Annotated in this window: 9 protein-coding genes; 6 read left to right on the top strand and 3 right to left on the bottom strand. The window is 43.0% G+C overall.

All coding sequences use genetic code 11. The features are described 5' to 3' along the window. Positions 1 to 64: 64 nt before the first annotated feature. Both ACT3ID_RS01695 and ACT3ID_RS01690 read right to left on the bottom strand, forming a co-directional pair. Positions 65 to 1,393: a sigma-54-dependent transcriptional regulator gene (locus tag ACT3ID_RS01695; RefSeq protein WP_491540242.1), complete on the bottom strand. Its 1,329-nt coding sequence runs from the start codon at positions 1,391 to 1,393 to the stop codon at positions 65 to 67. Between the two features lie 120 nt (positions 1,394 to 1,513). Next, complete coding sequence (locus ACT3ID_RS01690) at positions 1,514 to 3,355, bottom strand: ATP-binding protein (RefSeq protein WP_491540241.1); 1,842 nt, start codon at positions 3,353 to 3,355, stop codon at positions 1,514 to 1,516. Positions 3,356 to 3,915: 560 nt separating this feature from the next. Between ACT3ID_RS01690 and ACT3ID_RS01685 the strand changes: the two genes are divergently transcribed. Further along, positions 3,916 to 5,928 carry a monovalent cation:proton antiporter family protein gene (locus tag ACT3ID_RS01685; RefSeq protein ID WP_491540240.1) on the top strand — a complete coding sequence of 671 codons (2,013 nt, stop codon included), beginning with the start codon at positions 3,916 to 3,918 and terminating at the stop codon, positions 5,926 to 5,928. An 82-nt stretch (positions 5,929 to 6,010) separates the two neighbouring features. Next, positions 6,011 to 6,724: an SDR family NAD(P)-dependent oxidoreductase gene (locus ACT3ID_RS01680; RefSeq protein WP_491540239.1), complete on the top strand. Its 714-nt coding sequence runs from the start codon at positions 6,011 to 6,013 to the stop codon at positions 6,722 to 6,724. Between the two features lie 253 nt (positions 6,725 to 6,977). On the opposite strand, the gene ACT3ID_RS01675 is transcribed toward ACT3ID_RS01680, so the two are convergent. Beyond that, positions 6,978 to 9,107: an InlB B-repeat-containing protein gene (locus ACT3ID_RS01675; RefSeq protein ID WP_491540238.1), complete on the bottom strand. Its 2,130-nt coding sequence runs from the start codon at positions 9,105 to 9,107 to the stop codon at positions 6,978 to 6,980. A gap of 328 nt (positions 9,108 to 9,435) precedes the next feature. Here ACT3ID_RS01675 and ACT3ID_RS01670 point away from each other — a divergent pair, with 328 nt between their 5' ends. The 4 genes from ACT3ID_RS01670 (at position 9,436) to ACT3ID_RS01655 (ending at position 13,686) form a co-directional block, all read left to right on the top strand. Beyond that, the gene (locus ACT3ID_RS01670; protein WP_491540237.1) at positions 9,436 to 10,362 is read left to right on the top strand and encodes a VOC family protein; all 927 of its coding nucleotides are present in this window, start codon (positions 9,436 to 9,438) and stop codon (positions 10,360 to 10,362) included. Positions 10,363 to 10,374: 12 nt separating this feature from the next. Next, a complete protein-coding gene (locus ACT3ID_RS01665) occupies positions 10,375 to 11,307 on the top strand; it encodes a ring-cleaving dioxygenase (RefSeq protein WP_491540236.1) in 933 nt (310 codons plus the stop codon). A gap of 61 nt (positions 11,308 to 11,368) precedes the next feature. Next, positions 11,369 to 12,043: an alpha/beta hydrolase gene (locus ACT3ID_RS01660; RefSeq protein WP_491540235.1), complete on the top strand. Its 675-nt coding sequence runs from the start codon at positions 11,369 to 11,371 to the stop codon at positions 12,041 to 12,043. 71 nt (positions 12,044 to 12,114) lie between these two features. Further along, positions 12,115 to 13,686, top strand: coding sequence for a cation:proton antiporter domain-containing protein (locus ACT3ID_RS01655; RefSeq protein WP_491540234.1), 1,572 nt, complete (start codon positions 12,115 to 12,117; stop codon positions 13,684 to 13,686). Positions 13,687 to 13,805 lie beyond the last annotated feature (119 nt).

Genomic DNA, 13,805 nt, shown 5'->3' with positions numbered 1-13,805 from the left:
TTCAAAGTGGGATACCTCTACAGCTCTCCAAGTTTATCACGGCTCATCTCGTGATCTTGCAACATTAGATATTGTACTCCTCGATCTTTCGATACAGCGTACTAGTACCGATATCCAGGATTTCGGCTGCTTTTGTTTTGTTGCCATTCACCTGATTCAACACCCGTTTTATATGATTGCATTCAACCTGTTTCAGGGAGCTTGAGGATGAAACAGGTGTGGCAGAGGTATCATCATGATGAAATTCGGCAGGCAATAAATCCGGTGTGATCACAGATCCTTCGGCCAGGATGGCCGCTCGCTCGATGATATTTTTGAGCTCGCGAATGTTACCCTGCCACGGATACGAGATCAGAAGTTCCATGGCAGCTTCATCAATCTGCTGAACCCTTTCATTCAGTCGCTGAAGAAAGAAATTTGCCAGCAGAGGTATGTCGCCGTCCCGATCACGAAGGGGCGGTATCTCGATTTTGAATCCCGCCAGACGATAATAGAGATCATCCCTGAAAGTGCCTTCCCCCGCCTCCTTTTTTAAATCTTTATTGGTGGCGGTAAGAATGCGAATATCGACTTTCCGTTCTTTGGTCTCTCCGAGTTTGGTAAACTTCTTATTCTCTAAAAAACGAAGCAACTTGGCCTGCAAATCTATATCCATTTCACCAATTTCATCTAAAAAAAGCGTGCCGCCGTCGGCCTCCTCGATTAATCCCTTTTTGGATTCGGTGGCCCCTGTGAATGCGCCTTTTTTAAATCCAAACAACTCCGACTCCAGCATATCTTTGGGAAATGCACTACAGTTGAGTGCCACAAACGGCCCTTTTTTGCGGGGGCTTGCCTGATGAATAGCCTGTGCAAACAGCTCTTTACCAGTTCCTGTTTCGCCCTGCAGCAACACGCTCATATCAGAGGGCGCTACTTTTTTCGCCATCTTGATGGCTTCTTTAATCTCTTCTGATTCTCCCACTATATTTTCGAAACCATATTTGCTTTCAACTCGCTGTTCCAGATGCTGCAATTTTGCATTCATGGATGCTTTTTCAGCGGCCCGTTCAACCACCACATGGATATGATCGTCCTCGTCGCCTTTGGTGATGTAATCAAACGCTCCCTGTTTCATGGCATTCACCCCATCCTGAATAGTGCCAAAAGCGGTAATTAATATCACTTCTATCAGCGGATATTCCTTTTTTATCCGCTCTAAAAGGTCCATTCCATTTCCATCCGGCAGTTTTACATCCGTAACCACCACGCTTACCGGCTCCTCATTCAGAATATTGAGTGCTTCCTTCACATTTTCAGCCTGTAAAACTTCGAAACCTTCCAGTCCTATAATTCTGGATAAAAGCTTCCTGAATCGTTCTTCATCGTCAATAACTAATATTTTTTCACTCATAATTACTTCACGGCTGTAATTCAGTCTGTTTAATGTAAGACCCTTACAGAATTCCAAAATTCAGAAGCCAAAATTCCGTTTTCTGCCCCAAATGTGTAATAAATGTAAGATCCATGCCACTCAGACTTTGGGAAGTGTAAAATAAAACGTACTTCCCTTGCCAAGTTCGCTTTCAACTCCAATTTCTCCGCCCTGTGCATTGATAAATTCTTTAGCGATAGCCAGTCCCAGACCGCTGCCTCCGGCACCGTCCTGTTCGCTGTGTATCTGGAAATATTTCTGAAAAACTTTCTCGCGATATTCTTCCGGAATGCCTTTACCATTATCGATAACCGAAAATCTAACAACCCGCGGCTCATCTTCAGCTTTCATTGAGATCGTACCTTTCGGCGGACTATAACGCACTGCATTAGAAATCAGATTAACCAGCACCCAAACCGTTTTTTGCAGGTCTGCTTTCACTGCAGAAAGATCTTCATCACCGATTATCTCGATAGAGATATCTTTTTGATTGGCTTGCATAATCATAGTTTCCAGAGCATATTCCATAAGATCCATCGGACGAGCCCGTTGGCTGTTCAAATGAATATTGCCTGTTTCAATCTTAGAAATATCCAGCAGTTCTGCTGTTGTTTTTTTCATTCGTCTGACATCGCTTTGAATGCTGCTGACAAGTTCAGATTGTTCTTCGTTCAGTGATCCAATCCGATCATCCTTCAGCAGCCGCAAGCTCATATTTATTGATGAGATAGGGGTTTTAAGTTCGTGTGATACCACCGATATGAAATTTGTTTTGGCCTCACTCATTTCCTGAAAGTGAGTCACATTTTTCAAGGTGATAATCGTACCAATCTTTTTCTTCTCATTATCTTCATCATTCATCAATACCGGGAGAATCTCTTTAGAGTAATAAACAAGACGATCCCCAGCCTCAACTTTCAGCAGATTTGGTTCTGCATTTTGAGTTTCATCATACTCTGCTGTGTCAAAATCTTGTATTAGCTTCTTCATCAATTCATTTTCCGAAGCTATTTCCGAGACAAACTCACCAATTAGTGCCTCCCGATCAATTCCGATAAGTTCTTCAGCCTTGGTATTGATGAAAAGTATATGATAATCCTTGTCCAACCCCACCACAGCCTCATTCATTTGATTAATGATCGCTTCGATGCGCTGTTTTTCATTTTTCAGCTTAGCCAAATTGCTTGACTCATATTCCTGGAGTCGTGTTGCCATGGTATTAAAGGCTTTTGCCAATTCTTCATATTCATCACCAGTCTCAAATTTCAGCTGCTGATCATAGTTTTGATCCGCAATTTTCTTGATTCGATCGATCAGTTCACGGATTGGATCTATAATATAATTGGGATACTTAATCAGAAGACCCGATGCCAGCAACGTACTAACGATTCCGATAATCGTCATATACCAAATCACATTAGAAGCTGTCTGCTGAGCCCGCTCATTCTTTTGATGGATGGCATCCAGGTTTAGATAGGTTATTTGCGCCAGCAAATCCTGTATTTTACTGTAATTTTCAGTCATTTCATGGTAGGGATCAAGATCAGAAGAGCTACTCGCTTGAAACCGGTCAAACTGCTCAAAATATTTCAGAAGCCTTTCCTGTAATTGATTGCTAAGATCAGCTTCTCCTTCTTCAGTAATATTCTGTTGCTGACTCTTTAGATTAGTAAACAGTTGCTCTTTAAGCGAATCTACATTCCATTTCTTCAGATTAATCTGCTCATCTTCAAATTTCTCAGATGCAATAAGGTGAACATGCGTTAATGCCTGCTCCATATTCTGCATATAAGTTACTGTACGATTATTATTCCGGATAATCGCACCTGAATTCTCAGCCAGCGTATTAATAAAAATCAGGCTGCTGCTCCATAGCAATACTATTACCAGTGCCAACAGGCCCAGTCCAATATAAAGTTTAGTTTTAATATTAAGATTCATCAATATGAGTTCCTTCAGACCCTAACCATAACTATTTCTGTAATGTAGCTTTTTGTATCTGTTTGACAACTAACAATAAGGATAACTCTATTATTTATAGCTTTATAACGTTAAACCAATTGTATTTATATTCTATTAAACAACCATCAGATACTATTGTATAATAAGCTTATCCTTTCAACGATTAAAAATATGTTGAAACCCTTTTAAGAAGTGGATACGTAGCCTGTATGAAGATTGCAAGCCCTTAGTTATCGGCTGTTCAAAAAATATTTGTGCTGGCAAGTTAGCTGTTTACTGGCCGGCTAGTGTTAACTGTCTTCGATCCTTCTAAATAGTATACGTTAATACAACTCTCAACTCCGGATAATCATCTATTTGTTCTTTTGCACATTGATTATATTATTCTCTCATCCAGCAAATAATTAATTTATTCTATCTCAGCTGTAGTTACTTTGTTAATAAACTCTGCTCCACAAGGATTTCAACTGGACAGGCAGTATCTCTCTTAAGCTGGAATAAGAATTTTACAGAAATGCTCTTCAAATAAATAGTAACTAATGATTTTTGCCGTAAATCTCCCCTTTTTGACCGAACTTGTTTCCCTTTTTACGGTTAGTGTTTTTATCGCCTACCTCTGTTACCGTTTTAAGATCGTGCCTATAGTAGGATTCTTGATTGCCGGCGTGATTATAGGACCTAATGCATTGGCGCTGGTGCAAGATCAGGAGCTGGTGGATATATTGGCCGAAATAGGAATTATCCTGCTGCTGTTTACTATTGGGATAGAATTTAGCCTGGAAAAGTTATCACGCATAAAAAAAGCAATCTTTCTGGGCGGCGGGCTTCAAGTGGGTATTACCACAGCATTGGTGGCACTATTGCTTTCATTGTGGGGAGTTGACTGGAATGCGGCTATCTACACCGGCTGCCTGGTAGCACTCAGCAGTACGGCTATTATTCTGGGATTATTAAGCGACGAAGATAAAACCGATACGCCTTCCGGACAACTTTCGCTGGCGGTACTTATTTTTCAGGATCTCATAATTATTGCGATGGTTTTAATGGTTCCGATCTTAGCGGGGGAATCACAATCGCTTGCAGGCATAGGCTTAATCCTGGGTAAAGCAGCATTACTGATAGTACTGATACTGGTTTTAGCCCAGCGCATTGTCCCCTGGATTCTGGAAAAAGTAGCGAAGACGCGCCGCCAGGAACTCTTTTTGTTAACCGTTGTCGCCATCTGCTTCGGTACGGCGGCCTTAACAAACATGGTAGGCGTAAGTCTGGCCTTGGGTGCCTTCTTGGCCGGACTTGTGGTGAGCGAAAGCCATTTCAGCGAACAGGCTATCAGCGAGATACTGCCTCTGCGAACCATCTTTAACGCTGTCTTCTTTGTCTCCGTAGGCATGTTGCTGGATCTTAACTATGTCCTCGAAAATCCTTTGATTATACTGGGTACGGCACTGGCAGTGGTTGCCATAAAATTCATTATTAATACAGCAAGTTTATTAACGCTCAAATATCCCATTCGGATCGTGGCTGCTTCTGGATTTACGCTGGCTCAAATCGGCGAATTCTCTTTTGTGCTGGAACGTGTGGGACGTGCGGCGGGAATATCTCCGGCGGGAATGGGTGAGCCGGGAGCTCAGACCTTTATTGCCGTTGCCGTGCTTCTGATGATAGGCACTCCTTTTATGCTGCACAAAAGCACTATGGTTGGTGATCTATTGCACAAAACTCCGCTCCGCCATTTAGCCAGAGCCACAAAGTCTAAATACAAGTCTGAAGAAGAGAAAGTAAAATTAGAAGACCATGTTATTATTGTCGGGTACGGACCTGCCGGTCGTCATCTGGTACAGGTATTGCGAGATACCGGGATTCCATTTGTTGTCATTGAAATGAATCCCGATTCGGTAGAGGAGATGCACAAAAATGATATTCCTGCCATTTTTGGAGATGCAAGCCGCCAACACATATTAGATCTGGCATCGGTTAGAAGGGCAAAGCTTTGTGTAATTGCCACCAACGACCCGGAATCCAGCCCGCGTATTGTACAGCGGGCGCGGCACTTAAATCCCACACTACAAATTATTGTCCGAACCCGCTATCTGAATGAACTCGAGAAGTTCGAAAATCTCGGTGCTGATGTTGTTGTCCCCGAAGAGATGGAAACAACAGTGCGAATTTTTTCACACGTGTTGGGTGCCTATCGTATTCCGGAGCAAGAAATAAATGAACATGTGCATTCCCTGCGCGCCCATGATTATGAAATTGTACGCGGAAGCATACAGGAAGCACATCTGATGGTGTTGCAGGGACTCGATGAAGAGGGCCTGCATACCAGGGCCGTGGCAGTACGGAAAAATTCTGCAGCTGCCGGCAAAACACTCCAGGAACTCAAACTGCGCAACCGCTACGGATTAACGGTACTGGCGGTAAAGAGAGATGAAAAAACGATAGGAAATCCCTCAGCTGACTTTGAACTTGAAGCCGATGATCGCCTTGTACTAATGGGTGATGCCGATCAATTTGTAAAGTGTGCAGAATTATTTCGGCAGAACTCCAGTTAAATCTTGTGATTACAGTGAATGTAAATTGCCTCAAAGATGTTGCTTAGTTCAATATTAAACGAAAATTTTAATCACTATTAGTATGAATTTAAGTGATCATCATTTCATCGTCACCGGAGGGGCTGGCTCACTGGGTACAGCTGTTGCTCAAGCTTTAATTGATGCTGGAGCAAAATGTAGTGTTCCCTGTTTTAATGAAGCTGAGTTGGAATCATTTAAGCTCAAATATGAAGAGCATATTTATGCCGTGGCGGGGATTGACCTTTCGAATGAAGAGCAAACACAATCTTTCTATCGAAGAGCCATCGATGAACAAGGACCGCTCTGGGGATCAATTCATATTGCCGGCGGATTCGGAATGGGAGCTATTGATAAATCTTCCAAAGCTGATTTTATGAAGCAGATAAATATGAACCTGGTTACCTGTTACAATAGCTGTCGCACTGCTGCACAGCATTTCAAAACGCAAGAAAGCGGCGGACGTATTGTCAACGTTGCCGCACGTCCCGCTTTGGAACCGCGCCAGGGAAAAGGGATGACTGCCTATACGACATCCAAAGCCGGAGTCGCGGCTTTAACCGAATCACTGGCCGCTGAGGTGGTTGACGATGATATTTTAGTCAATGCCATTGCACCTTCGGTTATCGATACACCGCAAAACCGCGAATCTATGCCTGATGCCGATTTTGATAAATGGCCCAAACCCGAACAGCTGGCGAAGCAAATCGTCTATTTGGCATCTCCTGAAAATGAGGTGACAAGAGGTAGTATTGTGGCGGTGTATGGGAAAAGTTAGATAAAAATCTTCCCTCCAGGGAAGTCCTTTGGTATGGTTTTGTACCGAATTTTAGTAAATGAATAGACCTGGTGAGTCTTATTCACCAACAGCCTGAGGTTAAAACCATCAAGCTAGAAATTTTCAAGCTTTCATAAGCAACCTTTGACAATATTAGCCTACTGTATTCATCGGTAGGCGGTTAGAAAATAACACTCAAACAATAAAAGCGGCCCGAAAGCCGCCTTTATTTCACTGAACTTGTCTATTCCTACTATGGACACGTACCCCAATCCGGCAGCTTATTGATATTGCCTTCAAAATCATCATGTGTCCCCACATCAAAATCATCAGGCTTTGAAGCGATCTTCTTTACGCACCAACCGCTGAGGTCTTGATTGAAGTCACTCGCAAGCCAAAACATCTTATCCATGTTTTGAACACTGGACACATCCCAATGGCTTATATCTTGGTTGAAGAGATCAACACCAGTAAACATGCGATTCATACGGGTTACGCTACTGACATCCCAGTGGGTGATATCCTCGTTAAAGGAGCCGGCTCCGTCAAACAAATAACTCATATCCGTTATGCCAGAGGTACATGTAGTCGACGCATTATTTGTCGTAATCTGATCGGCGGTGCGTTTGGTGTATTCTTCACCATCAACCGTTCCTGTATCACCCACTTCAGCGTCCTCACACTTTATGGTCACTCCGTTTTCGGCCAGATAGAATTTTGGTTTCTGCTCAAAGACAGCTGTCACTTCTTTTTCTTTATCCACAGTTATCTGAACAGGATTATCTGTAGTGACTATAGCGCCGGTCCACTCTGCAAACAGATGACCAGATTCCGGTACAGCCTCTAACTCCACAGTCGTTCCATATTCATAGGTTGACTGATCAGGAGATCTTGTTATTGAACCGCTTCCATTTGTACTTGTAGTCAGGGCAAAACTCTTCTTCTCAAAGACGGCCGTAATCTCTTTCGCCTTATCCATCGTAATCTGAGCTGGATTGTCTGTTCCGGTGATATCTCCCTGCCACTCCACAAACGTATATCCTTCGGTGGGATCAGCTGTGAGTTCTACCTCTGTGTCATACACATAGGTAGATTGGTCCGGGTTTTTCGTTACTGATCCCTGACCAGACGTTTCTACTGTTAAGGCATAATTCTTCTTCTTAAAGACGGCTGTCACCTCTTTGGCCTTATCGACGGTTATTTGGGAAGGATTATCGGTGCCTGTCAAATCCCCTTTCCATTCCGCAAACTCATATCCATCAGCTGCATTAGCCGTTAATTCCACAACTGTGCCATGCTCGTAATCCTTGGATTTCTGTTGCACTATCTCTTCGGTGACTGCTCCCTCTCCTTCGATATTCGTTGTCAGCGAGTAACTCTTCTTTTCAAAGACGGCTTTCACCTCTTTAGCAGCATCAACTGTAATTTGGATGGGATTATCAGTCCCCTCTGCATCACTGGCCCATTCCTTAAATACCCAACCTGTTTCAGGAGAAGCCGTGACTTCTACAATAGTTCCATATGCATACTCTGACTGATCCGGATTCTTGGCTAATGACCCTTCCCCTTCAGTACTTACGGTAAGGTCATACTTTTTCTTTTCAAAGACAGCCGTTACTTCTTTGGGATCGTCAATGGTAACTTCAATGGGATTATCTGAGGTTGTATTATCGCCTTGCCAGCCTGCAAACTTCCATCCTTCGGCAGCATTGGCAGTAAGCTTAACAACAGTTCCAAATTCATAATCAGTAGTCTTTTGCTGAATAACCTCCTCACTTACGGCCCCTTCTCCATTGGTATTCACCGTCAATTCATAACTTTTCTTCTCAAAGACCGCTGTCACCTCTTTAGGATCATCAATGGTAATCTCGGCAGGATTATCAGTACCATCAATATCTCCCTTCCACTCAACAAATCTATATCCCTCTGCAGGATCAGCAGTTAATTCTACAACTGTACCATGTTCGTACTCTTTGGACTTCTGCTCTAACACTTCTTCTTTAACGGCACCTTCTCCTTCGGTATTTATGGTGAGTTCATAATTTTTCAGCTCAAAGTTTGCCGTCAGATTATAATCTTGGTCAACGGTAAGAGATATAGGGTTATCCGAGCTTTCTATATCTCCCGTCCATTCAGAAAAAAGGTACTCGTCACTGGGATCAGCCTGCAATTCAATTTCTTCCCCCTCTTCATAAGTATCATCCCCGGAAGGTGTTGTGGTTCCTGCATCCGACGGAGTCACATCAACAGAAACGGAGTAGGTAGACGTTTCACTGCTATTTTTGTCTTCGTTGTTAGTATCAGGACCCGTACTGGAATCACTACAGCCAATTAAGGAAACAGTTATGATTATAATGATCGAAAGCAATAGTAGTCGTCTCATGATATTTTTTCTCTTGAATATTTAAAAGAATCGAACCAACGTTCTCTTTCGCTAAAAAGATAATTTTAAAAGAACATAAAATGATTTAACTAACTTCTAAAAGTCTGGGCTTGGACTTCTTCTCACTGATAAAATTAGACTTGCCTTAACTTTTTCACCCCTTCTGTTAGTTAATGCGTTACATTATAGTAAAATGGTTCACTTGTATGATATTTTCTGGTTTTTCTGTATTACAGAAGTCGAAATAGAGAGGAATAAAACTTAATTTAACCTTGAACTAATTAGAAGTTATTACGTTTTTCAGAATCGATAAAGAAGAAAGTAATTCATGGTAAAAAAGGGCATTCATCATATAACAGCAGTTGCCGGAGATCCCCAGCAAAATTATAACTTTTATACTAATGTCTTGGGATTACGACTTGTAAAGAAAACGATCAACTTTGACGATCCTGCAGTTTACCATCTATACTATGGAAATGAAACAGGTGAGCCGGGAACTATTCTCACATTTTTTCCTTATGAACATCTGCAGGATGGTAGTCCCGACCAAGGTCAAGTTGTAGCCGTTTCGTTTTCTGTCCCGATTGATTCTAAGTCCTTTTGGCTTGATCATTTGAATGAGCATAATATTGATATCGAAGATCCTTTTTCTCGGTTTGGCAAAGAGATTATTGGGTTGCAGGATCCCGACGGACTACATCTTGAACTAGTTTTAGATCCCAAGGCCAATTCAGTGGCGGGTTGGGATGGCAGATCTGTTCCGAAGAAGCATGCTATTCACGGCCTCCATGGAGCCACACTGGCAGAAAAAGATTATTCTAAAACAGGACGCTTGCTAGAAGAAAACTTGGGATTTAAACTAACCAATCAGTTAGATAATAGATATTTATACGAAACTGACGCACAATTTGGCTCAATCATCGAAATTATAGATCAGTTCGATTTAAACGGGAGACCGGGAAAAGGAACGGTTCATCATATAGCTTTTCGCTCTGAAAACGAAAAGGAGCAGAAAAAAATGAGTAATAATCTCAAGAATAAAGGGTACTTTCTCACAGAGGTTAAAGACCGACAATATTTCAAATCGGTCTATTTTCATGAACCAGGAGGCATTCTGTTTGAAATTGCCACGGATTCGCCTGGTTTTTTGATAGACGAGGAAGAGGAAAAGCTGGGCAGCTCGCTTCAGCTTCCGCAATGGCTTGAACACGACCGGCAGACTGTAGAAGAAGAACTTCCAAAGCTAACCAGTTAATTAGTTATGACTATGTCAAAGCACAGAGGCATTCATCATATTTCTGTAATTGCCAGCGACCCGCAGGATAATTATGATTTTTACGTTAAAAAGCTGGGTATGCGGATGGTAAAGAAAACTGTAAATCAGGACGATCCTACAAAGTATCACCTGTTCTATGCAAACTCTGAGGGTAGCCCCGGCTCCAGTTTAACATTTTTCCCGTGGCCCGGTGCCCGTCAATCCACGACAGGTTCCGGAGAAGCTACTGTTGTATCGTTAGCCGTACCTGAAGACTCAATGGATTTCTGGCAGCAGCGCCTGAAGGATCAAAATATCCGCTATAGCGGGCCTAATAAAAAGTTTGACAAGCAATATTTATCCTTTAAGGATCCGGATGGTCTTAGGCTACGACTGGTATTTGAAAACAGAAAGAATGATCTAAAAGAATGGGCAAAGTCTCCGGTACCACAAAAGCATCAAATCCAGGGTTTCTGGAGTACTACTCTCCAACTGCATGATGCTGAATACACTCTTAAAGTTCTTACCTCTGTTTTGGGATTTGAAAAAGTTGCCACGGAAGGAAATGCTACACTCTATCAAACGGGCAGCGAACTAGGGCACTCATTAATTGTAGAAGATGTACCTGCCAAACAGGGACGAAATGGTGCAGGATTTGTCCATCATGTCGCCTTCCAAAGCAAAGACGAAGAAGATCTTCAAAAGATGAGACACGAAGTACTGCGGATGGGGCTGCAGCCGACAGAAATAATTGATCGTCATTATTTTAAATCGGTTTACTACCGCACTCCTTCGGGCGTATTGTTTGAAATGGCTACGCATGGTCCGGGTTATTTTGTTAATTCAGATCCCGAGGAAGATCAGGCTGAAAAGCTGGAGCTGACGCCCTGGCACGAACCGAAACGCGATCAGATTGAAGCAGCACTCCCAGCGATTAATACGTAATTTGTAATGCGTAACAGAAACACCAAATTACGCATTTATGCATCACCAAAATTTACCTGATATGTCACTATTCCGAGTTGACCCCGAGAATCCATTCAACGGGCCCCACCAAAACCAGCAGGTAGCAACAGCCGGCGTTGACGCTGAAAAGGCCGAAGTTGCTATGATCTTGATTCACGGCCGCGGTGCCACAGCACAAAGCATGCTCATGTTTGCTGATGAATTTCAGACAGACGACACCCATTACCGGGCAATACAGGCCAGCGGACATACTTGGTATCCCCGCTCATTCATGGCACCTAAAAATATGAATCAACCGGGCATATCAAGCGGCCTACAGGCTATTTATGATCAAATAAGCGATTTAAATGATACAAATATTCCTACGGATAAGATTATTTTATTAGGATTTTCCCAGGGTGCATGCCTCACAACAGAGTTTGCGGCCAGACATCCCCAAAAGTACGGTGCTATCGTTGGATTCAGCGGTGGACTCATTGGTGAGCAAATTTATCCCGAAAAATACAATGGCTCACTGAATCAAACACCTGTTTTCCTGGGATGCAGTGACCGTGATCCACATATCCCCAAAGAGCGTGTGGATGAAACTGAGCAGGTATTTAAGCAACTCAATGCTGATGTCACTAAACGTATTTATGAAGGGATGGGACATACGGTGAACAAAGATGAAATTGACTTTGTACGTTATCTTATTGGCGAACTACTAAAATCATAGCTGCTGATCTCTGCAGAAAACCTGTACAGCTATATCTTATAACCGATAGATTTTTCTTCTATAACATAACAATGGATATTCTTTGGATCGGAGTTGCTTTTATTTTCGGGATGCTCTTCTCCCGTATCAAACTTCCACCATTAGTCGGCTATCTGGCAGCCGGTGGAATCCTCTCGGCCTATGGATATGAAGCCGGTACTGCCTTAAAGGAGATAGCTCATCTGGGGGTACTCTTTCTACTGTTTACCGTTGGTCTGCATCTTCGGCTTAAAAGTATTTTCCGCTCCGAAGTACTTGGAACCGGTGGAATACATCTGCTTGTTACTACCGGGATATTCTTGCCGATTTCGATGGCTCTCGGATACCCCTTTATGGCTTCCCTAATTATCAGCATAGTACTTGGATTTTCGAGTACAGTACTCACAGCTAAAAATCTGGAACGACGCAGGGAGCTGGAGGCTTTTCACGGTCGAGTTGCTATCGGAATCCTCATCTTCCAAGATGTTGTGGCCATTATTTTGCTTGCGCTTACCAGTGGTGTCGCACCGTCACCATGGAGTCTTGCTTTTTTGGGATTACCGCTTGTCCGGCCGGGCATTATTAAGATAGTAGAGCTCACTGACGAAGACGAATTAAAGTTGCTTTTCGCCCTGATGTTGGCACTGGGCGGTGGTTCCCTGTTCGAGGAAATGGGACTCTCTTCAGAACTTGGCGCCCTTATTGCAGGAATGCTGCTGTCCGGCCATGAAGTAGCAAACGACCTGTCCAAAAAATTGTGGGGATTAAAAGAAGCATTCCTGGTTGGTTTTTTTCTTGAAGTTGGACTTGCCGGTTTACCAGATCTGCAGGATTTTTATCTCGTATTGATAGCACTTCTAGTACTTCCATTAAAATCAGTGCTCTTTTTTGTTCTGATGATGCTATTCAAACTCCGGGCACGTACCTCGTTCATTGCAACCGCCTCACTTACTTCATATAGTGAGTTTACGCTCATCGCTGGTACGGTTGCTGCATCGGCTGGATTTATTTCTGAAAGCGTAGTCGTTGCTTTTGCTCTGCTGACGGCCTTTTCTTTTGCACTTAATGCTCCTCTCACCATCTGGGAAGAACAGTTATGGCAAAAAATGGAATCAAGCCTAATTCCACTCGAGAGGGATGTTGTGCATCCAGATGATCAACGAATATCACTCGGATCGGCCGAATATCTGGTTGTTGGTATGGGAAGAGTTGGACAAGCTGCCTACGACCGGCTCCGTAAAGAAGATAAGCCTGTCGTAGGTATGGACATTGACCCAGCCCGTATCGAACAAAACATTCAAGAAGGAAGGCGCGTAGTTTACGGCGATATGCAGGACATTGAACTTTGGGAAAATATGGATCTTAGCAATATGCGCGCCGTAATTCTGGCTATTGATAAACTTGAAACCAAAATTAACGCTGCCCGATATCTCCGCGAAAGTAACTACAAGGGATCTGTGATCGCACTCACCATGCAAGAAGAAGAGCAAGAAATCATCAGAGAAGCCGGAGCCACCGCTGTTTGCCTCCCTGTTACACAAGCGGGACGAAAATTGGCCGAATTAAGTATCTCTGATGACGACAAACCCGGAGAGATGACACTGGATTCTCAACTAACAACCTGATCTCCCCAAAGCACCTTGCAGCAAATTCCCACCTTAAGCGACAAAACTAATATTCTTACTATCCTTCCAGCAACTTGTCATTATCCAAATATTTATTGAAGATTTAGAAGGTGTATAGT

This window comes from Fodinibius sp. GM108 (assembly GCF_058386985.1).
The sequence above is the reverse complement of the archived record's forward strand: the minus strand, read 5'-3'. Positions and strand labels throughout refer to the sequence as shown.